Annotated in this window: 31 protein-coding genes and 1 pseudogene; 11 read left to right on the top strand and 21 right to left on the bottom strand. The window is 69.5% G+C overall.

The genetic code is table 11. The annotated features are described in order from the left end of the window. Positions 1-51: 51 nt before the first annotated feature. The 6 genes from JNO44_RS08520 to JNO44_RS08495 all read right to left on the bottom strand — a co-directional run bounded on the left by JNO44_RS08520 (position 52) and on the right by JNO44_RS08495 (position 6,406). On the bottom strand, positions 52-237 hold the full coding sequence (locus tag JNO44_RS08520) for an Rmf/CrpP fold protein (protein WP_205362689.1): 186 nt from the start codon (positions 235-237) through the stop codon (positions 52-54). A gap of 9 nt (positions 238-246) precedes the next feature. Further along, entirely contained in the window at positions 247-2,454 is a 2,208-nt protein-coding gene (locus JNO44_RS08515) for a phage minor capsid protein (protein ID WP_205362688.1), read from the bottom strand. A gap of 369 nt (positions 2,455-2,823) precedes the next feature. Further along, positions 2,824-3,162 (bottom strand): hypothetical protein, encoded by a 339-nt coding sequence (locus JNO44_RS08510; RefSeq protein WP_205362687.1) that lies wholly within the window; start codon positions 3,160-3,162, stop codon positions 2,824-2,826. A 470-nt stretch (positions 3,163-3,632) separates the two neighbouring features. Further along, positions 3,633-4,088 carry a hypothetical protein gene (locus tag JNO44_RS08505; protein WP_205362686.1) on the bottom strand — a complete coding sequence of 152 codons (456 nt, stop codon included), beginning with the start codon at positions 4,086-4,088 and terminating at the stop codon, positions 3,633-3,635. 358 nt (positions 4,089-4,446) lie between these two features. Continuing rightward, complete coding sequence (locus JNO44_RS08500; protein WP_240167489.1) at positions 4,447-5,922, bottom strand: phage portal protein; 1,476 nt, start codon at positions 5,920-5,922, stop codon at positions 4,447-4,449. After that, positions 5,909-6,406, bottom strand: coding sequence for a hypothetical protein (locus JNO44_RS08495; RefSeq protein WP_205362685.1), 498 nt, complete (start codon positions 6,404-6,406; stop codon positions 5,909-5,911). The genes JNO44_RS08500 and JNO44_RS08495 overlap by 14 nt, the downstream gene beginning before the upstream one ends. Before the next feature lie 222 nt (positions 6,407-6,628). Here JNO44_RS08495 and JNO44_RS08490 point away from each other — a divergent pair, with 222 nt between their 5' ends. The 9 genes from JNO44_RS08490 (at position 6,629) to JNO44_RS43295 (ending at position 11,699) form a co-directional block, all read left to right on the top strand. After that, complete coding sequence (locus tag JNO44_RS08490; RefSeq protein ID WP_205362684.1) at positions 6,629-7,846, top strand: helix-turn-helix domain-containing protein; 1,218 nt, start codon at positions 6,629-6,631, stop codon at positions 7,844-7,846. A 227-nt stretch (positions 7,847-8,073) separates the two neighbouring features. Beyond that, the gene (locus JNO44_RS08485) at positions 8,074-8,283 is read left to right on the top strand and encodes a hypothetical protein (RefSeq protein ID WP_205362683.1); all 210 of its coding nucleotides are present in this window, start codon (positions 8,074-8,076) and stop codon (positions 8,281-8,283) included. After that, the gene (locus JNO44_RS08480) at positions 8,280-8,522 is read left to right on the top strand and encodes a hypothetical protein (protein ID WP_205362681.1); all 243 of its coding nucleotides are present in this window, start codon (positions 8,280-8,282) and stop codon (positions 8,520-8,522) included. Before JNO44_RS08485 ends, JNO44_RS08480 begins: the two co-directional genes overlap by 4 nt. Before the next feature lie 100 nt (positions 8,523-8,622). Further along, positions 8,623-8,799, top strand: coding sequence for a hypothetical protein (locus JNO44_RS08475; protein WP_205362679.1), 177 nt, complete (start codon positions 8,623-8,625; stop codon positions 8,797-8,799). 83 nt (positions 8,800-8,882) lie between these two features. Further along, complete coding sequence (locus JNO44_RS08470) at positions 8,883-9,302, top strand: hypothetical protein (protein ID WP_205362677.1); 420 nt, start codon at positions 8,883-8,885, stop codon at positions 9,300-9,302. Positions 9,303-9,307: 5 nt separating this feature from the next. Then, positions 9,308-9,925, top strand: coding sequence for a hypothetical protein (locus JNO44_RS08465; protein WP_205362675.1), 618 nt, complete (start codon positions 9,308-9,310; stop codon positions 9,923-9,925). Then, complete coding sequence (locus JNO44_RS08460) at positions 9,895-10,782, top strand: protein kinase domain-containing protein (RefSeq protein WP_205362673.1); 888 nt, start codon at positions 9,895-9,897, stop codon at positions 10,780-10,782. The genes JNO44_RS08465 and JNO44_RS08460 overlap by 31 nt, the downstream gene beginning before the upstream one ends. Continuing rightward, complete coding sequence (locus JNO44_RS08455) at positions 10,779-11,273, top strand: GNAT family N-acetyltransferase (protein ID WP_205362671.1); 495 nt, start codon at positions 10,779-10,781, stop codon at positions 11,271-11,273. The genes JNO44_RS08460 and JNO44_RS08455 overlap by 4 nt, the downstream gene beginning before the upstream one ends. A gap of 231 nt (positions 11,274-11,504) precedes the next feature. Continuing rightward, positions 11,505-11,699 carry a hypothetical protein gene (locus tag JNO44_RS43295; RefSeq protein WP_240167488.1) on the top strand — a complete coding sequence of 65 codons (195 nt, stop codon included), beginning with the start codon at positions 11,505-11,507 and terminating at the stop codon, positions 11,697-11,699. A gap of 241 nt (positions 11,700-11,940) precedes the next feature. On the opposite strand, the gene JNO44_RS08445 is transcribed toward JNO44_RS43295, so the two are convergent. Genes JNO44_RS08445 through JNO44_RS08420 form a run of 6 tightly spaced genes read right to left on the bottom strand, consistent with a single transcriptional unit; the run spans position 11,941 to position 14,537 of the window. Continuing rightward, positions 11,941-12,693: a hypothetical protein gene (locus JNO44_RS08445; RefSeq protein WP_205362667.1), complete on the bottom strand. Its 753-nt coding sequence runs from the start codon at positions 12,691-12,693 to the stop codon at positions 11,941-11,943. A gap of 30 nt (positions 12,694-12,723) precedes the next feature. Further along, positions 12,724-13,116 (bottom strand): hypothetical protein, encoded by a 393-nt coding sequence (locus JNO44_RS08440; protein WP_205362665.1) that lies wholly within the window; start codon positions 13,114-13,116, stop codon positions 12,724-12,726. Positions 13,117-13,148: 32 nt separating this feature from the next. Continuing rightward, positions 13,149-13,445 carry a hypothetical protein gene (locus JNO44_RS08435; protein ID WP_205362663.1) on the bottom strand — a complete coding sequence of 99 codons (297 nt, stop codon included), beginning with the start codon at positions 13,443-13,445 and terminating at the stop codon, positions 13,149-13,151. Continuing rightward, complete coding sequence (locus tag JNO44_RS08430) at positions 13,442-13,876, bottom strand: excisionase family DNA-binding protein (protein ID WP_205362661.1); 435 nt, start codon at positions 13,874-13,876, stop codon at positions 13,442-13,444. The genes JNO44_RS08435 and JNO44_RS08430 overlap by 4 nt, the downstream gene beginning before the upstream one ends. Further along, positions 13,873-14,178 (bottom strand): hypothetical protein, encoded by a 306-nt coding sequence (locus tag JNO44_RS08425; protein WP_205362658.1) that lies wholly within the window; start codon positions 14,176-14,178, stop codon positions 13,873-13,875. The genes JNO44_RS08430 and JNO44_RS08425 overlap by 4 nt, the downstream gene beginning before the upstream one ends. Beyond that, positions 14,178-14,537, bottom strand: a complete 360-nt coding sequence (locus JNO44_RS08420; RefSeq protein ID WP_205362656.1) for a hypothetical protein — start codon at positions 14,535-14,537, stop codon at positions 14,178-14,180. Before JNO44_RS08420 ends, JNO44_RS08425 begins: the two co-directional genes overlap by 1 nt. Before the next feature lie 257 nt (positions 14,538-14,794). Between JNO44_RS08420 and JNO44_RS08415 the strand changes: the two genes are divergently transcribed. Next, complete coding sequence (locus tag JNO44_RS08415; protein WP_205362654.1) at positions 14,795-15,127, top strand: hypothetical protein; 333 nt, start codon at positions 14,795-14,797, stop codon at positions 15,125-15,127. A 118-nt stretch (positions 15,128-15,245) separates the two neighbouring features. On the opposite strand, the gene JNO44_RS08410 is transcribed toward JNO44_RS08415, so the two are convergent. The 8 genes from JNO44_RS08410 to JNO44_RS43290 form a co-directional block, all read right to left on the bottom strand. After that, positions 15,246-16,697, bottom strand: coding sequence for a DNA primase family protein (locus JNO44_RS08410; protein WP_205362652.1), 1,452 nt, complete (start codon positions 16,695-16,697; stop codon positions 15,246-15,248). Continuing rightward, on the bottom strand, positions 16,640-17,230 hold the full coding sequence (locus JNO44_RS08405) for a hypothetical protein (protein WP_205362651.1): 591 nt from the start codon (positions 17,228-17,230) through the stop codon (positions 16,640-16,642). The genes JNO44_RS08410 and JNO44_RS08405 overlap by 58 nt, the downstream gene beginning before the upstream one ends. Beyond that, positions 17,227-17,454 (bottom strand): hypothetical protein, encoded by a 228-nt coding sequence (locus JNO44_RS08400; protein WP_205362650.1) that lies wholly within the window; start codon positions 17,452-17,454, stop codon positions 17,227-17,229. Before JNO44_RS08400 ends, JNO44_RS08405 begins: the two co-directional genes overlap by 4 nt. Beyond that, positions 17,451-17,624: a hypothetical protein gene (locus JNO44_RS08395; protein WP_205362649.1), complete on the bottom strand. Its 174-nt coding sequence runs from the start codon at positions 17,622-17,624 to the stop codon at positions 17,451-17,453. Before JNO44_RS08395 ends, JNO44_RS08400 begins: the two co-directional genes overlap by 4 nt. Positions 17,625-17,721: 97 nt before the next feature. Continuing rightward, complete coding sequence (locus JNO44_RS08390; RefSeq protein ID WP_205362648.1) at positions 17,722-19,503, bottom strand: recombinase family protein; 1,782 nt, start codon at positions 19,501-19,503, stop codon at positions 17,722-17,724. 28 nt (positions 19,504-19,531) lie between these two features. Continuing rightward, positions 19,532-20,608 carry a terminase large subunit domain-containing protein gene (locus tag JNO44_RS08385; RefSeq protein ID WP_205362647.1) on the bottom strand — a complete coding sequence of 359 codons (1,077 nt, stop codon included), beginning with the start codon at positions 20,606-20,608 and terminating at the stop codon, positions 19,532-19,534. A 4-nt stretch (positions 20,609-20,612) separates the two neighbouring features. Further along, a complete protein-coding gene (locus JNO44_RS08380) occupies positions 20,613-21,131 on the bottom strand; it encodes a helix-turn-helix domain-containing protein (RefSeq protein WP_338058610.1) in 519 nt (172 codons plus the stop codon). 117 nt (positions 21,132-21,248) lie between these two features. Continuing rightward, positions 21,249-21,506 (bottom strand): hypothetical protein, encoded by a 258-nt coding sequence (locus JNO44_RS43290; protein ID WP_240167486.1) that lies wholly within the window; start codon positions 21,504-21,506, stop codon positions 21,249-21,251. Between JNO44_RS43290 and JNO44_RS43285 the strand changes: the two genes are divergently transcribed. Beyond that, the gene (locus JNO44_RS43285; RefSeq protein WP_240167485.1) at positions 21,499-21,840 is read left to right on the top strand and encodes a hypothetical protein; all 342 of its coding nucleotides are present in this window, start codon (positions 21,499-21,501) and stop codon (positions 21,838-21,840) included. The two genes, JNO44_RS43290 and JNO44_RS43285, sit on opposite strands and share 8 nt — an antisense overlap. Here JNO44_RS43285 and JNO44_RS45105 read toward each other — a convergent pair. After that, positions 21,832-22,227 (bottom strand): annotated as a pseudogene (locus tag JNO44_RS45105) (DUF2637 domain-containing protein); the annotation flags it as partial. The gene JNO44_RS43285 and the pseudogene JNO44_RS45105 overlap by 9 nt on opposite strands. Positions 22,228-22,252 lie beyond the last annotated feature (25 nt).

Here is a 22,252-nt window from a genome sequence, read left to right as displayed (position 1 = left end):
ACAAAGGGCCCGCCATCGGCGGGCCCTTCAGGTCGGTTGGTGCAGCAGTGCCTACTCGGCGGTCTGCTCCTGGTCGTGCTGCTCGTCGGGCAGCCGCATCGTCTTCGCGTAGCCGCGCAACCACGCCGAGCGGCGCAGGTCTCCAGACGGGAAGGGGCAGGCGGTCACCGGGTCGCCGGATCGGCCGGCCGCTGCGCCCGCGTTGATCGCGCGGACCAGATCACCCCTGGTGCCCATGGACCCTCCCTACAGCCGGTTCTGCCGGTCGTTGCGGGAGTGCCGCGCGGTCTGTGCGGCGGCGTCCCGAACGCCGGTGATCTGCTCGGCGTACTCGGCCAGCGTAGTTCGCGGGTGGGTCTCCCACCAGCGAATCAGGTCCTCCGACGCACGCGCATACGCCACGTGTGCCGGGCCGGTGAACAGCGATCGGGGGTCGATGCCGTCGGCCTCGGCCCGCCGGTTGAGCAGGTGCCCGCGCAGCGCGTTTTCGGCCTCCAGCCATTGAGCCGCGATGTGCTCGCGGTACATCTCGCGTATCTGCTCGCGGGAGAAGGCCGAGCGTTGCGCCGCGGCGGCGTCCTCACGCTCCGCGACCCATCGCTCGGTGGCGGACATGCCCGCGTACCGGTCGTCGTCGAACGCGAGGTGCGCCCAGTCGTCCGGGTCAGCGGCCGGGGTGAGGGCCTCGTCGACGGCGGCCCGGTCGGCGAGCTGTCCCTCGACGGTGTGCGCCCCGTGTGCCTCGGCGGGCGGGGCGGGCGGGTGCCGTCGGTCGAGTTCGTCGGCGATCTTCTCGACATCGCCCTCGCGGCCGTAGCGGATGGCCCAGCCGAGGACGTCGTCGCCCAGGCTGGACAGGTCGGCCGCCAGGTACCCGCCGGGGAACACGGTCCGCAGGAGGTCGCGGCGGTCCGCCTCGGCAGCCAGCGCGCCCAGCTCGCCGGCGTCCGCGCCCCGAGCACGGCGGGCGAGCTGCGCGTCGGAAAGCCCGATCAAGTCAGTCCGGGCGCCGGGCAGGCCGGCGGCCACGTCGCGGCGGTCCATCTCGGCGGCCACCCGCAGAACGTCGTCGTCGCCCAGGTGCGGCAGCACGCGGGCGAGTTCGGAGTCACCGAACGCGGTCAGATCCTCGGCGAGGCGCCCGTGCGGACGGACACGGTCGAGCAGGTCGCGCTCGTCGCGCCGGTCGGCCTCGGCCTCGATCCGGCCGCGGTCGCGCTCGTCCAGGTGCCCGGAGCCATGCGCGACGGCGAGCTGCTCGTCGGCCATCTCCGGCAGAGTCCGCTCGTCGCCGGCGCGCACCCGTGCGGCCTCTACGGCGTCCTGCGGCGGATGCAGCGCGTTGCTCGGGAGGTTCCCGGCGCCGGGCTGCTCGCGGTACCGCCGGCGGATCAACTCGGGGTGATCGGCGAGGTGTTCACGCTGCCTCTTCTGCCACGCGCGCAGCTTGGCCTCGGCCGCTCGCTTGCCCTCGGGCGTGGTCGAGGCTGCGGCGCGGTTCTTCCACTTCCGGATACCCCGCTCGATCGCGCGCTGCCGCTGTGTTGCCTCGTACCCGTCCGGGTCGGTGGAGTGCTCGACCGGGGCCCGGGTCACCCCAGGCAGGTAGGCACTGGTGGAGTGCCGGCAGTTGGGGTGTTGGAACCCGTGGCGGCGCGCTTCATCAAGGGATCCGGCCACCTGCACGCGGACCGTGCGGCCGTCCTCGACGGCGTGCTCGACCTCCACAGTGCGGGAGCCGTCCGGGCCGTCCAGGGCCAGCACCTTGCCCTCGTAGGGGCGGCACAGCGGGCACTCGTGCGGCGCGTTGGAGACGATCACCAAGGACACCCCGGCGGCGCGGATGCGGTCGCCGTGCGCCTCGACCGCGGCCCGTCCCACGCTGGTGCGCACGGCCATCTCGGCGTACGAAGTCATCGACCACGCGCGCCCGCCCCTGTCGACGAACGTCCGCAGACCACGGTCGGCAAACCGCTCCATCGCGCGTTGGGTGGCCTGCCGGCGGGTATCGATACCGAGCAGGGGCGTAGCGGACACCTCGGCAACCACCTGGCGGTAACCGTCCTCGACGCCGCGGAGAATGCCGCGGTGCGTGGCGGTGACGCGGTCGATGGTCTCGTGCGCTAGCCGGTCAACGGCCCGCCCGCTCGGGGTGCTTTCAGCGATCCGCCGGACGTCCCCCTCGTGCAGCGCGCCGAGTTCGGCAAGCCCGGCGCGGGCGCCGGTGTTGTACGCCTCGGCGACCACATCAAACACGTCCAGGCTGGTTGCCTTGGCGAGTTCGGCGACGACGCTCTGCGCGGCCCGGCGTAGCGGCTGGATGTCGCGCAGCTTGGCAACCGCCCACCCGGGTGCCTCCAGGCCAGCAGCAAGTTGCCGGGCGACAATGCCCAGCAACCGCTGCTCGGCGTCCGCGTACAGGTCACGAACGCCGGCCGAGAGGTCCTCGACCATTCCTGGGTGGATCGGCACAGCACCCCCCGAATATCCCTCTACTGTAGTTTCAATGCGAGGTCGACCGGGGGATACATGTATATGCCGTCTTGGTGTGGGCGCAGGAAATAGGAGTACGCCATGGGGTCAGTCGATACCTCCCACGCACCCGAGAGTGGGTTTGAGTCGATGATGCGGGCTATTCGAACCGCGAATTCGGGAGCGCTGCAAGCGCGTATGGATTTTCTCCTACCTTCGTCGATCGAGACGAGTGCGCCGTCCGCCTTGGACCCTTCGGCTGGCGCACAGATTCAGACCTATGAACTTGCTTACGAGATCACGGCGACTGTCCTTAGGTCCGGCTGTGTGCTCCCATCTGAAGTTAAGGCGCTAATTGAGTCTCGTCGAAACGAAGAGAAGGCCGCCGTCAAGTGCAACAAAGATCGAACGATGCGCGATGTAAGTGAGCGAAAGGGAAGTGTCGACGGGTGTGGCGGAATTGACCCTCGCGAGTTCAGGAGTCGCGTCGAAGGGCGGGCTGGAAAGAACCTTCAGGAATTCATTAGTCGTGAGGTCGGCATCTCTAATGCGCTCATCGCGATCGGCAACAAGAATCTCCATGAGCGAGGAATAATCCTTGTTTCCTATGAATTGGTGAGCTCCTTCTTTGCTCGCCTCTGGGACGCTGTTGCGGTTTTCTTCTCTAGTCTCACCGGCCAGTTCTCCCAACGGTTCAATGAAGTAGAAGAACGGTTTAATGAGTTTGGCGCCTCTATCGATGCCTGGTGGGCTCTATGGTAATAGGAGTTCTGTCACTGCGGGTTCGGGTGGGGCCATCCTTCGCCTTCTCTAGCGAGTCCTCAAGTGAGTTTATTTCGGTGTGTGGCTCGTTGTTCTAGATGGCCTCGCGGAGGGCATGCTGGTGGATGATGAGCTTCTCTGACTGTCGGACCGCTACTGTCGTGGGTGGCAATCGGTGCTATCAATGGCAGAGCTACTACTGATCTCGACGGCCAGTGGAATGGCCCCGGTCCTGTGACAGGTTCCGGGGCCGGTGTGCTCGGGGGAGTGCGCAACGTGGACGGGAGCGTGCGGCGAGGTGCTCAGCGTTTCTCTCCATGATTTCAGGGCCGGCCTGCCGCGGCCCTAAGGAGTTGTCGGCTTTCCTCGGGACCCGCTCGCTGCCACGTGTCACGATGCTATGGCCCCGTGATGATGACCACTTCCGCGCCGGTGGAATTGGAGACACCGCCGCCTGTCAAGCAGGCTGTGACGTTCCCGGCCAGGCGGATTCCGAGACGATTGATGGTGGCCTCGGCGTAGGGGCCGTTGTTGATGGTTCCGGTAGCGCGGGCGACCACGTGCCCTTCCACGCGTTCAGCGGTGAGGATGCTGATGTGGTAGGTGCTGGTTGTGCCGTCCGAAAACTTCAGGACCCCGTTGAGGTTGGGATTCTGGATGGCGCCTAGACACGACGTGAGGAAGTTGCCGTCCAGGGTGTCGGACAACAGCAGGCGCGTCGGGTTGTCGGCACAGGGCAGGCCGGGCTCGAAGATTGTTTCGCTGTGGAGCGTGACGGCCTGTTCGGTTGCCTGGACGGATGGATTGTAGGTCGAGTTGGCGGTTCCGAGACCGGCGGCGATGTGTGTCGGCATCAGGAGCCTTCCTTGGCGCTGGAGACCCAGAGAGATGAGTGGACATTGGGGTTCACTCACACGGAGGCGGAATCGCCCTGCCGGTCAGGCGTGGCGTGGGGATTTCGCTCCTTGAGGGAGTTTCTCAATGAATACGATGAAAGCCCAGGGGCTGGCAGTGGGCGCACGAGGTGTGGCGGGGGCGCAAGGGAGCTCGGCGCAGGCTTGAGGGACAAGCTCGCGTGAATTTGGTGGCCATCTGTGGTCGCATTATCTGATGACAGGACAATAATTCGCCGAGGAGTGCACCGTACGCCCATTCGGTGTGTGGCGAGGAAACGGGGGAGTTACCGCAGGGTGAACGCTATCTCTAGCGGCACTAGTCGAGGGCGCCGGCTTGCATGGGGTCCGGTACAGCCTGTCCGGTCTCGGCGAGGATGCGGTCGACCTCGGCCCGTACGGTGTCGTCGTCCCAATCCGGATGCAATAGACGCACCTTGGTATCGGTGCTCACGGCCTGCGCCTGCTGGAGCAGTGACAGGGTTTGCGCGACAGTCTGCGGGTCCTCACTGACAGAGTCCCCGTACACGATCACGGGCCGTTCTGGCGTCAGCGCTGGGGTGTAGAGGGCCCGGTCGAGGCGGAGCATCACGTGAAGCATGTCGGCCAGGGCCGGGGCCCAGTATCGCGACTTCTTGTCTCGGGCGGTCATCGACCGGCGTTCGCGGGCCGTGACCTCGGTTGCCGTGGCGGCGGTTGAGTCGCCCAGGCCGAAGGACTGCGCGGAGTATCCGGCGAGCTGTACGGCCTGCCGCATGATTGCGTCGGCCGTCTGCTGGTGCTCAGCAACCCTGATGGCGAACTGTGACAGGGTGATCCCTGCTGCGTTGTTGTCGCCTGGCGGGATGCTGAGCGCCTGCCAGATCTCCCGGTCATCGTCGAAGGATGCGCCGCGGCCGGGGCCATGGTCGCGCAGGTAGCCATCAGGCACGATCAACCGGGCGCGGGCGAGGCGGATATCGCGCAGCCACGAAGACCACGTCTCGTCGAGCGCGTCGAACAGGTCGTGCGCGCTCTGGTAGTCGCTGCGGCCGAACGGTGACCCGCGGTGCCTGCGGTTGGGGCGGATATTGGGCACGTAGGCGGCCGTGAGCTGATCGAGGCCAGTCTCGATCGCGTCGCCCTCGGAGCCGAGGGATTCGGCGAGCGGGGCGGTCTCGGGGTGTTCCGTAAGTGGCGTCCGCGTGCCGAGGCTGTCGGTGGTGCCCTGGTAGAGGCCGTGCAAGATGCGCCCGGCCTCGTGCCGCTCCAAGTGGCGCCAGACCGTGGAGCCGTCCGCGGACAGCTCACGCCAGAAGGTGACGGCGGCGAGCTGGCCCCAGCGGAATTCCGGTATGGCGCAGTCGGCATGCACGGCCGTCAGCAGCGGCCGGGCAGCGAGGGAGGCATCCCACGTGACGCGCAGGTACACCCCGCCAAGTGCGGCAGCCACTTCGGCCGCTTCAAGCAGCGTGTTCGCAATGCCGCCGGCCTCGGTGATCTCGTCGAGCCGGGCCTGCACCGCGGGGTCGGTCACGGTGAATGTGGGCGGTTCGCTGAACAGGAGGTCGGCCGAGGTGGTCGCGATGTCGGCGGGAAGCGGGATATGCAGTCGGGTGTCGTGCCGGCCGGGCTGCGGGTGGCGGTGGCGGGCCCACAGTCGGCGGCGGCCGTCGCGCCGGTGCTGGTGGTCCTGGTGGACGTCGGCCAGGCGGCGCCGGTCGCCGGAGTACCAGGCGTCGTCGACGCGCATCTCGCGGTACAGGTGGCCGAGCGTCGGCGGCGGCCACGGGGCGCCGTTGTCAGGCAGCGGCACGGGGCGTCACCTCCTGGTCGGCGGGCGCGGGTATCAGGTGGCGCCACTCGTGCGCGGTGGAGTGCACGGCGTAGCGCAGTGCGTCGGCGCTGTGGTCGTCGCGCTTGATCGGGCGGTCTTCGCCGCGGTCGGACGCGGCGGGGTCCCATGCATAGCCAGGTAGCTCGGACAGCAGGCCGGAGCATGAGGAGTGGACGCGCAGCAGGCCGGAGTCGAACGCGGTTGAAACGCTGCGGATGCCGTCGAGGACGTCGTTTCGGGCGCGTGCGATGCCGGGGTACCCGTCCGTCCACAACTGTGTGGAAAACGAAGCGGCCGACGGGTCGACGAACGTCCACTCTGGTTCGACCTGCTGCTCGGCCAGCCATCGACGGATGGCGGCGCTGTACTGCGCGTCGGTCATCTGCCGGCGGGTCTGCCGGGAGTCATGGCGCCACTCGGCGACTGCGTACAGGCGCTCGTCGTCGCCGAGGCCGAGCAGCACGGCCGAAGTGGCGTTGGTGGTTGCTAACCCTCCTTGTCAACCCCTCGGCACTGGCGCCGCATCAGAGCGACCGTCGATGTCCCGCCCGGCGTGGCGAGGAAGTGCACAGCCCGCACGCCAAACGGCCCGCCCCCGAGCGTGAGTGGAAGCGGGCCGTATGTGTATCCCGGCCCAACCGGCGCGGGTACCGTTTCGAGTGGTGAAGTCGAAACGGAGTCCAGTATGCCCAATCATGCCGACGAGAGCATCGGGGCGAGGATCGCCTCTTACCGGAACCTCGCGGGCTACACCCAGCGTGAGTTCGCCGAGCACTCCCACCTCTCCCTGGGGAACATCCGCAAGGTCGAACGGGGCGAGCGCCTGCCCACGCACGGCTTTCTCGCTACCGCAGCCCGAACGCTTGCTGTGAGCGTGGAAGAGCTGACCGGCCAGCCCTACCGCGGACAGCAACGATCTGACGAGAAGGCACACGCTCCCATTGCTGCCATCCGGACCGTGGTGCGTGCATTCGATCTCCCTCCGGAGTGGCGAACGACACCGCGCCCCCTGGCGGACATCGCCGGTGATCTCGACGAGGCCACCCGGCACCGTGCAGCGGCTCGGTACACCCGCCTCGGGCTGGCGCTGCCCGAACTGCTGGAAGAGCTGACGGCTGCGGTGCATCTGCTGGAAGGCGATGGAAAGCGCCAGGCCGCGAAGATGTTGGCCTCCGCTTACTACATGGCGCACTGCCTCGCCTACCGGCTCGGATATGCGGACCTCGCTGGGCAGTTGGATGACCGGCAGCGTTGGGCAGCAGGCATGTCGGCCGATCCGTTGACGGTCGCGCTCGCCCAGTGGTCACGAGCCGGCGGTTTCCAAGCTGCCCGCGAGTACGGCGCCGGGCTCCGGCTCTTGGCCCATGCTCGCGACCAACTCACCGAAGAGGCGGGCGCATCCTCTTCGTCTGTGGTGACGTTGCTGGGCAGCCTGCGCCTACGTGAGGCCACGCTCGCTTCCCGCGCCCGAGATGAGCAGGCCACAGAACACCACCTCACCGAGGCTTCCCGGCTCGCAGGGCAGATCCCCGACCAAACAGACCGGGTGCGCTACCACCTCACGTTTGGCCCGGCGAACGTCGCCGTACACGACATCGCCGCGCAGGTCGAACTCAAGAACGCCGATGAGGCCGCGAAGAGAGCGAGTGCTCTGCGCCTGCCCCCGTCGCTACCGCGCACCCGCCGGGGACATCACCACATCGACGCCGCGCGCGCCTTCCTTGCCGTCGGCGATCGGGACAAGGCCCTGACGGCGTTGCAGGATGCCCGCCAAGTGGCACCTCAACAGACCCGCTATCACCCCATGGCCCGGGAGGCGGTACGGCTCCTCGCCCAGCAGTACCGCCGTGTTGGCCAGGACGTACGGACGCTCGCCGCATGGATGGGTCAAGCAGTGGCCTGACGGGGCGGCAAGTCACTGTCAAGCTGAGCAGCAGTCAGGAAGTACCCCAGCATGGGGTACTTCCTTTGTTTTGCAGTGAGCATCCTGTGACTGTCAGTCGCCGCAGCATTCCGGCTCGCGATCCGCAGCCTCCCTGCTGGATGGCTGCGGCGGCTGGCTGGCCCATCCTGTACCGATCCGCGTGAGGACGGGCTTGCACTCCGATTGACCACCGGACGGAGACAGTCGTGATCAGTCACATCACGTTGGAGCGGAAAGACGTCTCGTACGACCGCAGCGAGGGCCGCGCGACGTTCGCGGTAACGGTGCATCACCGGGACGGCCGCACCGAGCCCAGCGTCCTCAAGCTGGAGCCGGGACAGGTGGAGGTGTACGCGCTCCAACTCGGAAGGGCCATCGACATGAGGAAGGCCGCCAAGGAGACGGCCTGCCGATGAGCGGGCGGCACGCGAAACCGGACCGGACGTGGCCGCCGTTCGCTGGCCTGGCGCTCGTCGCTGCTGGTATCGGTGCCGCGGTCATCACCGGTTGCGTAGACGCCCACGGCGCGTCCGCCCCGGCCAAGATCGAGCAGCCCGATGCCCCGGTCGAACAGGCCGCGTCCAACACCATCGACGGAGTGATCGACCGCGCCGAGCCGCACATGGACCGTTGGGGGCGCGGTGATACGCCTTGATTGGTCTGTGCCGCGCGAAACCGTCGCGAACGTTCTCGCGGCCGGCGGCCCGTTGGATTACCGCTCACGTCCCCGTCTGCGGACACATGCTGCTGTCCTGGTGCCCATCGTCCGTCAACGCCCCGGAGCCTGTGACGACGAACCGGTCGCACTGTCTGTGAAGCACCTCACCGAGGCTCTGTGCGGCCGAACGGACATGGGCCTGGTGGCGATGGCCGAGGCCGTCGAGGTCCTGCTCGATGTGGTCGAGCCTCGCGGCTCACTCGACCACCCCTGAACTCCGGAGGCCCGGCCGGAGAAGAGGACAGCCCCGCCCAGTCGCCGGCACCACTCGAATCAACTCAACGAGAGGAGCACATCATGAGCACCAAAACCGTGGAACAGGTCGAACTCGGCAGGTTCCTGACGGTCACCGCCCGACAGTTCGACGCCGGGCGCACTGCCCCGGAAATGTTCTCTCCGGCCATCGACGCCGAATGGCACCGTCTTCTCAACTCGCCGGACTATCAGGCATTCTGCACCGAGCACGCCGGGCGTCAGATCGGGCACGCGCCGAACGTGGGGGCCGGTGAGATCTCCTGGGTCCGTGTCTACGAGGAGTTGTTCGGGCCGCTGCCCGAAATCTGGTTCACTGACCAGCACGGGCGCCTGGACCACGAGGGGTTAGCCCACTACCGCGAGACCGGGACCGTGGTCGCCGAATGGGACTGCGCACCGGCCCCCGGCGACGGCGGCGATGAGGCTGCCCCCGCGCGGCAGACGGCGGCAGCAACCCTGTGACCGCCATGCCGGTTGGCGGAGCGTTCCGGCCCAGTGCTGGGGCGCTCCGCCTCGTCGCTCCCCGCACCACCACCCCCAGGTCGGACATCGTCGCCTACGTGCGGGCCGTGACTGCCCACTGTCCCTACCTCGCCCCGTCCCTCGATCGCGGCCTGACCGGCTGGACGCTCTACGAAGCCGTCGGCGCCGCCGTGGACGTCGAGGCCGAGGTGTTCCACGCCGCCGTACAGGCTGCCGAATGGGTCCGGCCGTTGGTGACCCGTGCCCACGGCGCTTTCGTGTGCGAAAACGTCGCCATCCTGGGCGCTGGACGGGAGGTGTTGCAGTGGCCGCACTGGGCCCTGAAGCACCTGTACGGGCCGGTGGGGTTGATGATCGGCAAGTTCGCTGCGGGGGAGGAGCGCACCGATCACAGCGGTCGCAGTATCCCGCCGTCACCGGTCTCGTTCCTGCCGGTACGGGCCGCTGTCCGGCCCCGCGACGGGCGGTTCCTGCAACGCACCCCGAACCTGGCGGCTGCCGTGGCGTCCGCGAGGGACGACGGCCGCGACGTGTTCAGCCATATCGGGCACGACTGGAAGGACATCAGACTATGGGCGCAGCACCTCCCGTCGAGGCAGTAACAGCTCTGGAGCCACTGTTGGGGCCGGTCACCTGCGATCTCCTCAGTGACCGGCGAGGCTCCCGCGCATGGAAGGTCATCGGCTCCCGGGGCACTGTGGCGTTGAAGGCCAACAACCCCGAGGCCGCACCCGGACGCGACAAAGCCGCGGAGATGGCCCAGGAGGACCGACACCTCCTCGCCCTCACCGAGGCGGGCGCCCTCAGCCCCGAGTACCGCGTCGATGCCGGTGCATGGGAGGGCGGCCGGTGGCTGGCGGTCCGCTGGATCGACGGAACCCCCCTGTGGAACGCCCTGGCCCTGGCCCGCGGCCCCGAGGGCGACCGACCCTCGGTACGGCCGTGGCTCCTGGGCGTCGCCCGAACCTGGGCGGCGCAGCTTGAACGGCTGCACGCCGTCGGTTGGGCCCACGCCGACGTGCAGCCCACCAACACCCTCGTGACCCCCGACGGCCGCGCCGCCCTCCTCGACTTCGCCCTGTCGTGCGGGCCGGAGGTGACCGAGCGGCTTCCGTACCGGGGCGCCTTGACCCACACCACCGCCCCCGAGATCGCCGACGCCCTCCTGACCACCCCCGCGGACACCCACGTCCAGGCCCGACCACCGGCTGACATCTGGGGGCTTGGTGCATCCCTGTTCTGGTGCTGGACCGGGCACCGCCCCGTCCCCTACGCCGACGACACCCCGCGGATGGACAAGCTCCGCGCCATCGCCGCCGGAAAGCGCCTCCAATTCGATGACGCCCGGCCGTGGTCCTTCCCCGTCTTCGAGGAGATCATCACCGCGTGCATGGCACCGGCCGCCGACGAGCGGCCCACCGCCGCCGACCTGGTCGCCATCATCGAGGAGACCCAGTGATCACGCTGCGGGAACTGGTCCCCGGCGACGTCGCGGCCGTGCAGAGGATCTACAGCGGCGCTTCCGTCACCTTCACTCGCGGCCACCCCATGACCATCGAGGGGGCTACCACCTACGTCACCACCGCCATCACGCAGGCCCGGGTAACTCCCCGCGAACGGTGGTGTTTTGGCGTCACCGCCGGTGATGACCTGATCGGGTTGATCAAGTTCCGGGATCGCGGCGCTGGCCACGCCACCTTGAGCTACATCCTGCGGGAAGACAGTTGGGGGCGCGGGTACGGCACCGCCGCCGTCCGGCAGGTCATCGCGTACGCGTTCACCACCACCCATCTGGACCGGCTGAGTGCCAAGCATCACCCCGACAATCCCGCCTCCGGTCGCGTGCTGGCAAAGGCCGGGTTCACCCGCACCACCGTCTTCCGGGGCCGGGTCGATGGTGCGCCGGTGACCTACCCGGTCTATGAGATCCACCGCAACCGGGGCGACTGACGGCTCAACCGCCCAAAACACGACACAGCAGCGCCCCGAGCAGGCCGCTTAGGACCGGTCCGCTCGGGGCTTAGCCGAGACAGCTATAAGGGAGCTGATCGACTCATGCGCGATGCTATCGCCCGCGCCCTTGCATGGGCGCTCGCCTTACTTCCGTGGATCCGCCAGCCCGAGCCCGGACGCCACTCTGCGGCCTACTTCGTGAGCCAACCCGCTCCGGAACCTGTGACCGTGAGTCCGTGGCTCGAACCGTGGCGGAGCCCAAGCGCCGAGGCGGTCCGCGAGATCTTCTATGCCCAAGAGGTCCAGTCGCTCACGCCAGAGCAGCGCGAACGGTGGTGGGCTGCCGCGCTGGGCGAGATCGGCGTGGACTACGACTTCCCGACGATCAACATCACGGGCGCCCGCCGGGCGGTGACCAGATGAGCAACGCGATGTGCTGCCGATGTGAGCGGCCGACGCGGGCCCCGGTCGCAGTGCGGTACGTCGAGCGGGCGAGCGGCCCCGGTGCGACGGTGTATGCCTGCCCCGACTGTGCGCCTCGCCTGACACCCGGCCCCCTGCCCGCTGAGATGACCCCGCCGGTGCGCGGCTGACGTGCCGCCGACCCTGCCCCGCCCGGAGTCCTGGGCGGGGCTTTGTCGTGCCTGGGAGCGGTGGCGGGCACCTATGTGGCGGGGAGCGGGGCGGCGGCCTGCTGGTCGGCGAGGCGGGCGGCGATGGCGGTGCGTAGGCCGTTGCCGGGGGCGGCGGTGCCGTCGACCTCGCGGCGCAGTCCGGCGAGGGATTCGCGTAGTCCGGGTTCGAGGGCGTCGAGGTCGAGGCGGGCGCGGAGTGCGGCCCCCTGCGGCTTGGGCAGGTGGTCGACGAGGGCGCGGTCGATGGTGTGCAGAATGCGGGCCGGGTCAATCTCGGTGAAGCCTGCGCCGGCCATACCCCGTGGCTTGGTGTGCTGGGCGGCGAGGTAGGTCGGTAGCTCGGCACGGAGCGCATGCAGGGTGTCGGCGTCGGCACCCTTGATGACCTCGGGCACGGTGCGGCCGGCCTCTAGCAGGGCGCGGGCGCGGTCCCATGCGCGGGCCTGCCGGGTCTCGGCGAGGAGTTGCTCGGCGGCGTCCCGGGGCCGGGTGGCTGCGGTGGCCTTGTCGGCGACGGTGCGCACGAGGGTTGCGGCGGCGTTGGCCTCGCGTTCTATGCGATCGAGGTCAGCGGCGGCCTGCGCGCGTGCCTTTTTCTCCAGCTCGGCGCGGCGGCGGGTGGTGGCTTCCTCGGTCAGGTCGGGATCGCGGAAGGTGCGGGCCTTTGCGAGGTCGTCGGACAGGTGGCGGCCCAGCTCGACAAGCTCGGTCTTGCGGGTTTGCTTGAGTCGGTGGGTGGCGGCGTTGGCGTCGATGTGATCGGGGCCGGTCAGCGCGGGCATGGGCTCAAGTTCCTTTGTTCTGAGGGGAGTTCAGTACGGGCGGATGTGGATCGGGTGGCCGTTGGTGTCGAGGTGCGGTGTGCGGGCGGGGGTGAGTCCGTGCCGTTCGGCGTAGCGGCGCATGGCCTCGACTTCGGTGAGGTGGCCGTCGGGCGGCCCGTCGGGCGCGGCCTCCTCGACGATGGCCTCGTCGGCGGCCTGGGCCTGGTCGCGGATGTGGTCGAGCCATCGGGCGTTGTCGGTGTAGAGGGTGCCGTCGACCCACCACGGGGCGGTGTGCTCCATGCCTCGCCCGCCCATCACGGGGTGTGTGCTGAGGGGGCCGGAGCGGGCGTCGGGCGCGGTGATCTTCCGCCACGAGATGCGGCGGTCGTTGGGGGTGTGGTCGTCCCACTGGGAGCGGTGGACGGTGGTGTTCGTCATGGGCGGGTGTGCCTCCTCGGGGCGGGGTGGTGTCATGCGGGGGTGCGGCGGGTGAGTCGGTCGTACGGGGCGCGCTCGGTCGTGCACGGGCGTTCCTGCTCGGTGGCCTCGGCGGCGCGTACGGCTTTGCGGCGGGCGGCCTCGGCGTGCAGCTTGGCGAACCGTCCCAACTCCCGTGCATCCGTGAACCGTTGGGCCGTCACCTGCTTGTCGCCGTCGCGGTCGCGCTCCTCCAGGGCTGCGAGCAACTGCTCGGCCTCGGCCGCTTCCTGCTCGGCCTGCTCGACGACCGCGGCCTCGGTCGGCGTGGTGGGTGCGGTGGCAGTCATGCTGCGTGGACTCCTCTGCGGTGTCTGTAGTGGTCGAGGGCGTCGGCGTCGATGGCCCACACGCGCGCTCCGACGCGTTCGGCAGGCAATCGGCCGGCGGCGATCAGGGCGCGGATGTAGCGGGGCGTGCAGCCCATGAGGACGGCGGTCTCGGCTACGCACACCGTGCCGGACGGGTCGGGCGTGGTTCCGGTAGCGGCAGGCTCGAACGGCGCGGTAACGGAATCGAACAATTCGACGCGCTGTGCGGCCGTGTGCAGCGCGTACAGCAGGCGCCGGATGCCGGGGGCCACCTCGCCCCCGTCGGCGCGCACACGGGCCGTGAGATCGCGTACAAGGGCGCGCAACACGTCACCCGACACCGTGGCGGGGACGATCACGGACCCGTCGGCGCGCGTCAGGTGCTCGGCCTCGTTGTCGGGGTGGCTCACTCGTCGGGCCCCTCGGCTTCCCCGACGGCCTCGCGGGCGAGCTGGATGGCGAGGCGTCCGAGCATGGAGGGTTCGCTGTCGTCGGCGACGCGGGCGAGTAGCCGCAGTTCGCGGGTAATCGCCGGGTGTTGGTCGGGCGGGGTGTCAAGGCGCGTCAGGGCGTCGTGTGCGGCGTCGAGGACGGCACCTATGGGCAAGCTGGCGGTGCTGCCGTCGGTGAGGGCGAAGTGCCACCGGTCGGCCCGGTTGGCGGCCTCAAGGCGGGCGAGGCGGTCGGCAAGCGGGTGATGCCGGCGCGCCATCAACGGTCGCTACCTTCCGCGGTTTCGAGGGCGGCGAGGCGCTGCTCAAGGTCGAGGGATTCGCGCAGCGACAGGCAGGCGTCGAGCAATGTGCGGGCGGCCTGGACGCGTGCTTGTCCGCGCTCGTTGTCGAGGGCGTCGACCAGGGCGTCAACGGCCTTGGTCGAGGCGGCGGCGAGGCGGCCGACGGCGAGGCGCAGCAGCTCGGTGCGGGTGTCGGCGACTTCGTGCCGGAACTCGGGGTCGTCGAGCCATCGCAGGATGGTGCGGCCGGAGACTCCGGCGGCCTTGGCGGCCTGTCCGTTCGTGCGTCCTTGGGCGAGGGCGAGAACGGCGGCGGGGCGGTTCCTACTGGTCAAGGGTCAGGGCTCCAATCAGGTTCCCGCGCACGGAGGGGGCGCGACCGGTCGCGGGGCGGGGCGGTACGGCCTCGCGCACGCGCGCGAGACGCCGAACGCCGCGGATGGACATTCGAGGGCAGGGGTGTCTGTGTGAGGGGCGCGGCGTCAAGGTCGAGACCTGGGGTCATGCAGTCGGGTGGTCTTCGTTCGGTCGTTTCGCCTGGCGGGGAGATATCGCTCCGGTCGAGTGGTGTCGAGATGGAGGAGGGCAAGGCATGGTGGATATCCCGGGAGGGCATGACGTCCTGGTGGCGGGACTGAAGGAGGGGATCGAGGAGTCGGTCCCCTTTGAAGGCTCCGAGGTGACGCCCGAGACGCTGGCGGCCCATAAGGAGAGCGTGGGCGGTTTCCTGCATGGCAAGTGGAAGCAGGGGGTGCTGAAGGGCAGCTCTGCCGAGGAAGCGTTCTCTGTGCAGTGCGACGAGAAGAACAACCCGCCGGCTGCCCAGGCCAAGGGCATCGTGACGTGCGAGATTGCCATCGCCCCGACTCGCCCCGCGGAGTTCGTCACGTTCTCGATCCAACAGAACGCCCTTAAGCCGGCATGAAGTAAGCCTGTGGGCGCCGGGGTGGGAGTGCAGGGTTGTGCTGGGTTTTCCGAAACTCTCTACGCGTGTGTGTATGGGAAGAACCGGGAAACCCGTCACAACCCTGCACTTGCCCTGGTCAGGGGCTTTCGTCGTCGGTGCCGGCGAGCATCAAGCCGAGGTAGACCTGACCGGTGTTGCGGCGGGTCTTGGTGTGCCCGCGCTTGTCCATGGATTCGGCGAACGAGACCTCGCTGCCGGGGGTCTCGCCGTTGTCGTGGCACCACTTCGACCATGCGGTGAACAGGTCGCGTGCCCTGACCACGCCGTGGGGATTGGTGAGGGTGTGCTCGTCGAGGAACCGGGCCAGTACGTCGCTGGCGGCCTGGTAGGCGGCGGTGCGGACGCGTACGGCCTCGGGCGGGTTGAGGCCCTGGGCCTGGTAGTCGAGCCATCCCTCGTACGTCCACGCGAGAACCGCGGGTGCTGCCTTCCGCAGCCGGTCGGGCAGTCCTGGGTCGCGCTCGGTCTCGGGGATGGTCACGTCGAACGGGACGACGAGGATGCGGCGCCAGACGGCGGGGTCGTCGCCGGACACCTGCGGCAGGAAGTTGGTCAGCATGACCAGGGTGTGGGATGGGTCGAACGTGATCGGGTTGCGGTGCATGAGGTTCGCCTCGATCGGGTCGCCGCCGACCAGTCGTTTCATGGTGGCCTCGGCGAACCGCCGGCCCTTCTCGGTCTCGGAGCAGAACGCGAGGCGGGCGCCGCGTAGCCGCATCTTGAAGGCGCCGTGCCGCTCGTGTTTGGACTCCATGAGGATGGCCGGGTCGACCTCGATTGCGTAGTCGCCGAAGGCGGACATGAGGGCGTCGCGGAGGGTGCCTTTTCCGTTGGCGCCGGTGCCGGTGAAGATCGGCATCACGTGTTCGCGGACCTCGCCGAGCATGGCGCAGCCGAAGAGCCGTTGAACGAAGGCGCGTACGTCCTCGTCGGGGAGGATGCGGGCGAGGAACGCGGACCACTCGGCGTCGGTGCCCCGGGCGAGGTGTCCGCCGGAGACCTTGGTGATCAGGTCGGCGCGGTCGTTGGGCTGCACGTGGCCGGTGCGGAGGTTGACTGTGCCGGTGGGGGTGTTGAACAGGTGCGGGTCGGCGTCGAGGGCTTTCGACGGGGTTGAGATTGGCGGGAGCGCGGATGCGATGCGCAGCATGCCCTCGATCCCGGCGGCGGACTCCGAACGGCGGATGTCCTTGTACAGGGCGTCGCGTTCCTGTCCGGAGAGGCGGTCGAGGTCGGCGAGGGCGGTCTTGACGGTGGTGACGGCGGCCTCGATGTCGGCGCGCTGTTCGTCGGCGGCCCACCGTGCCCCGTCCCAGCGGTGCCAGACGACGTCGTGTACGTGGCGTAGGTGGTCGGCGTGCTCGGCGAGGAACCGCTCGGCCATGCGCAGATGTCCGCGGTGCCGCTCCGGGCCGGGCGGCGGGGCGTACGGCGCGGTGGCCGGGGGAGCGGCGGCGGGCGGCGGGGTGGTCAGCATGCGTATCGCCGGGTCGAGCTGCGGTGCGGCGACATGGTGCTCGGGGGACAACGGCCTGTCTCCTGTGGGTGGTTGTGTAGGAGGTCGAGTTGTTCGCCGCGCGGGCCCACGTGGCGCCACCAGCCGGGGCGGCCGGGGACGGCAACGGGCGGCCAGCCGGGCGTAGCGACGACCTCACGGGCGGGCGCGTGCACGGCGCGGCGGGCGGCGAGTTCGTCGTGGGTCGGCCGGCGGGCCAGGTCGCGTGTGATGGTGCGGGCGTGGTCGTTGGCGTCCGCGGTGACGTAGGCGAACCACCGCTCGGGATCGTGGTTCAGCAGGTGGTCGAGCCATGCCTCGCGGGCGGTGTGGCGGCGCCACTGCTCGGCGGCGGTGAGGATCGCGACCGAACGGCGTGGGTCGCTCGCGCGCAACGCGCACCATGCCGGACCGCCGTACTCGGGCGCACCGCCGACGTTGAGCGCGGTCACCTGCGCCGATGCCCACAGGGCTACCGGGTCGTGCGCGGTCGTCTCGGGAGGCGCCGGGGTGAGGCGGGCGCTCGGCGGCGCGGCCGGGCGGTGCGCGGTCCGTGTGGCGCTCATGGGGCGCCCTGCTGGGTGTCGAACCGGGCGGCGAGGTCGGCCTCGCTCCACCCCCGCCCCCGGCACCGGGCCACCTCGGCGGCGAGCTGGGCGGGCGTGAGGCTGTACGTGCTCGGGCCGGACGGCGAGGCCGGGCAGAGCAGTGGGTCACGGTGCCCGCAGGCGAGCGGGGGCAGGCGGTCGGCCGCACGGCGCCGCGCCGGGGCTATGGCGGTGCCCGTCATGCTGCCGCCCGTCTGGTGCCGGTATCGACGCGGGGGCGGGCGTGGAAGACCAGGCGCAGCCGCTCACGCTGCCGCACACTCAGCGGCGGCGCAGCGTCCACCAACGCCCGTATCTGGTCGGCGTAGTCGTCGGCGGAGCCGGCGTGGTTCTTCGGCGAGGTGTCGCTCATAGGTCGGTACCTCCACGGTGTCCGGGCACGCGAAACGGCCACGAACCGCGAGGGTTCGTGGCCGTTCGGCGTAGGTGTGTGGTTGTGGGTGTCGGGTCTACAGGTCGTGCTTCCAGGTGATCCGGATACGGGCGCCGGATCGCATCCGCTTGACGGTGTCGGCGGGCACGAGGGCGGCCAGTTCGTCAGCCTCGGATTCCGCAGTGCACAGACGGCACCACAGACGTACCTCGTCGGCGGTGATTCTTCCCCGGGCACTTTCGGCGTTGCTCACCTTGTGGACAGACCAGCCTGTGAGTTCGGAGAGTCGCCGATGCGTCATTCCCCGTGTCCCGTAGGCGCGCCGTATGGCGCGCAGGCGTCGGCCGAGTTCCTTTCGGGACTCCATACCGACTTGAAACTCGGGGTCCTTCGCCGTGAGCCTCGGTAGTACGGTCACGTCCATGAGTGCCTTGATCACCTCGCGTTGCTGGGTGAGAGGAAGCGTCGGCCAGATGTCGGCCGCATCGGACCGGATGAGCCCCCGCAGCACGGGCGCGGTGCTGGCTTCCTCCGCTCGGCGTTCGAGGGCTTCGACCTCGGGCAGCAACTGGGCCTCGATCCGGGCGGCCATGGTCACGGTCATTTCCCCCTTGGCGACCTTGTCGGCGGTCTCGTCGAGGGTGGCGCGCTTCTCGGCGGCCTCGGCGAGCAACGCGGCGATGTGCTCGGCCTGTTGGTCATCGTCGGCGAGCAGTTCGGCGGCGTCCGGGCGTGACAACCGCTCGATGGCCAGGGCCGACAGGTGCCGGTCGAGAATGTCTTTGGTGACCGCAACGCAGTGCCCGGGGTATGTGTCCGTCCCCCGGCAGTCGTAGCCGATGCGCCCCTCGCTTTGGCCGGTCTTCTTCTTGGACCAATGCGCGGCATAGAGCTTGCCACCGCAGACTCCGCAAACGGGAATGCCGCTCGACAGGTGCCGCAGACCACCCGGTCGCCACGTCGTCCGCGCCGGATCGGTCAGGCGCCGCACACAGGTGTAGTACGCCTGCCGTTCCTCGGGGGTCTGGTGGATCGCGGGCCACTCGGCATCCCCGATGACGACACCGTGCCGCACCCGCTTTCCGATGTACCCGGGATTGATCGCCATGGCGCGCAAGTTGTCCTTGCGCCAAGAGCCGCCGGTGTTGGTGCGCAGCCCGCGTAGGTTGAATTCCCGGCACAGCGTCCCGAGGGCTTCACCCGCGGCGAGTCGGCGCACCGCCTCGCGCACGATAGCGGCCTGATCCTCGCGGATCACCGACTTCACGAACTCGCCGGTACGCGGGTCGTACTCGCGCGCATAGCCGTAGAGCATGCGGCCGTTGGGCCGCCCCGCCGCGGCGCTGGTCTTCTTGCCCCGCAGCACGCGATCGCGGGTAATGCCTGACTCCCGCTCGTCGAGCAGCGCGTCAAGGCCGGTGGTAAACCGGTCATCCGTACGCGACAGGTCGTACAAGCGGCCCTTGTAACACCACTGCACGCCGTTGCCCTCGGCGATCTCACGCAGCCTCAGATAGGCCTCAAGGTCACGCTGCGCCCGCGACGACTCCCACGTCATCAGGACGTCGGCCCTACCGGCGCGCAGGAACTCCACCAGCCGCGCGTAATCCTTGCGTTCCTTGGTCGCGTACCGCGAGGCGCTGCGGTCGTTGTCCTCGAAGACCTCGACCAGGCGCCAACCGCGCTGCGCGCACTCGCGCTTGCACTCTGCGATCTGATCGGCGACGGACTTGCCGCGGTTGTGCGGGTCGCTCGATACGCGGGCGTAGATGACCGCACGCAAAGCGGGTCGCGTGGTCACGGTCCCGGCGGTCAGCGCGGTTTCCGTCGCGCGCTCAAGCAATGCGGCGCTGGTCATCGGACACCCCCCGCCTTACGCGCCCGGATCACCAGGGACGCGAGAGTCGCGACGGTCGGGGAGTCCCAACCGGCGAGCCAATCGATGATGCGCCGGTCGTACTCGCCCAGCTCGACGCCCGCGAACGCCTCGGCGAGCGCGGCCCGGTATTCCTCGGTCCCGGACAGCGCCGACCAGGGCGCCGCCTCGATCGGGCCGGCGGGTATCGCCAGCTCCGCACCGTCCACGCTCGCATGGTCGATAGCCTTGTGCATGGGTCCTCGCCCTTCGTAGCAGGGTTGGGGATCAAGGCCCCGTGCCGGTGGTGACGCACCGGGCGGGGCCGCTCTGTAATGGGTTGCTGCGAAGGAATGTTGGAGGTGCCGTAGTCGATGCCGAGCCACAGCCGGCGCATCGCGGGCAGGGAGTCGACGACGTGCTGCTGCTCGTCCCACATGTCGTATACGGCGCCTTCGGCGACGCACCATGCGCCGTCGATCATGCGCCGTTTCCACAGCCCGACGTACTCGGCGGCAAGCGATGCGACGTAGGCGCGGGGCAAGCTCGGGTTGTCGTCGAGGCGGAAGTGCCATGACTTGAGGTCGAGTTCGGCCTCGCGGTCGAGATAGCCCGTCTTGAGCCAGTGCCGCGGTCCGTCGGGGTTCGTGGTGCATAGCACCTTGGCCTGGGGGACGGACAGACGGGCGAGCAACTGCACGAAGAACGCTTCGGGGAGCAGCGTTGCCTCGTCGACGTAAGCCAGGCAGGCAGTCAGGCCGCGCAGGCGGCCCTCGGCGCGAGCGTCGGCCGCGCCGATCAGGTGCACCGTCCGACCGAGAATGACGGCCGTGGTCGCCCCGCGGGTGTGCCGCACCTGACGCGCGACGGGCCCGAACAGCGCCTCGTCTTGCAGCGGTTCGAGACAGTTGCGCTCGATGGTCTGCAAGCTGCGACCACTGATCACGATCAGTCCCGATGCGGGCGCTTCGGCCACGGCCAGGACGAACGCCAACAGTGAAGCCACGGTCTTGCCGGAGCGCACCGCGCCGTGCCAAAGGCAGATGCGGGCGGTGGCCTGCGCGATGGACTGGAGCTGTTTCCGGGACAGCGGCAGGGAGTCGAGCACAGGCTCACCTCCCGGTGTCGGTCCTCTCGTTCGTCTCGGCCTGGTCGGCGTCGGCGAACGCGGCGCGCAGGCCGCGGGCAAGGTCGATGAGCATGGACCGGACTTCGCCGGTACCGGTGCTGGCGTCGATCTCTACGAGCCGCGCGGCGCTCGTCAGGTATGAGCTGATGGCTTGGGAGTGGTGGCGCTCGTCCTGGGCGGGCGGTTCGTCGGAGATCAGCCGGACGGGTCGGCCGGTGGGCAGCAGCTCAACGCGCACATACTCGGGGGCCTCGATGCGGTCGAGGTTGGCGGAGGCGCGGGCGTACAGGCGGCCGACGAGCTGTCGTCGCTGCTCGGCGAGGTCGAGCTGCCGCGCCGCGGTGGCCGGAGCGACCCGCGCCCCGCCCTCGAACCGCAGCCCCTCGTCGCGGGCGATCTTCGACACGGTCGAGCTGCTGCGCCCGATGGCGCGGGCGATTTGATTCCGGGACTGGCCGGCCGCATGCAGGCGACGGACTTCTTCGCGGTCCTTGTCGGTGATGGGCGCGGCGATGGCTCATCACCTCCTTTGGGCATGCGAACGCCCCGTCGACCGGGGGGGAGAGTCGACGGGGCGTACGTTCAGTTTCCGGGCACGCCGGAGGCGCCGCCCATTAGATCACGACTTGATAACGGTCGCAAGGTGGATGCCGAGCGCCCGCTCGACGGCGATTCGTAGTTCGCTGCCGCGGGTGCGTTTGAGGCCGAGTGCCTGCCCGAGCGCCTCGGCCGTCGGCCGCTTGCCGGTCTCCCTGTGCAGGCGCCGGTATGCGGCGACGGCGTCCGTCGGCGCGGCGCCGGTGATCGACGCCGGGGCGCCGGGGGTGGCGTCGTCGTCGAACGGGGCTGGCGTGGGGAGCGGCGGCGCGGTGAACATGGCGGCGAGGGGGGAGCGGCGGCGGAGCGTCGTCGAGGGCGTCGTCGACGGCCGGCGGCCCATCAATGGCGGCGACGGCGGCGGCGAGATCGACCAGGGCCAACGGTGGTGCGGCGGCGTCGGTCAGGGTGGCGGCGGCCTGTTCCGCGCGGGCGGCGGCGTCGGTGACGGTCCGGGCGGCAGTGTCGAGGGTGGCCTGTACCGCGGTGGCGTCGGTGTGGGCGGCGTCGGCGGCGGCCTGAGCGCGGCGCGCGGCGTCGGTAGCGGCGGCAACCGCCGGGGTGATGTCGTCGATGGCGGCTGCGCCGGCGGTGGGCAGCATCCGCACGAGTAGCTCGGTGGCAACCAACTGCGCGACCGGCGGTACGACGGCGATAGCGACGCCGAGCAGCGTTCCATCGGCATGCGCGACGTTGAACGCCAGCGACACCGACGCGAACGCGACGACGGTCCACCAGTACGGCGCGGTCGAGCGGCCGGCGCGACGGGCGGCGATGACGCCGACGGTGCCGACGACGGCGCCACCGTCGACCAAGACGGCGAACATCCACACGACGTCGGGCTCGACGCCGTGCTCGGTGGCAAGCGCGGTGAGCGCGACGAACGACAAGCGGAACGCCAGGAAAGCGAACGCGACCGTTGCTAGCGCGGCAGCGGCGAGGGGCGCCCAGGTGAGGCGGCCTGCCGCAGGTAGGGGTTGGGTAGGGTTGTGCGTAGCCATTGCGGGGGTTGCTCCCGTGGTGGTT

Origin of the sequence: Streptomyces noursei (assembly GCF_016917755.1) — a bacterium.
GTDB classification, from domain to species: Bacteria; Actinomycetota; Actinomycetes; order Streptomycetales; family Streptomycetaceae; genus Streptomyces; species Streptomyces yunnanensis.
This window is presented reverse-complemented; position numbering and strand designations above follow the sequence as displayed.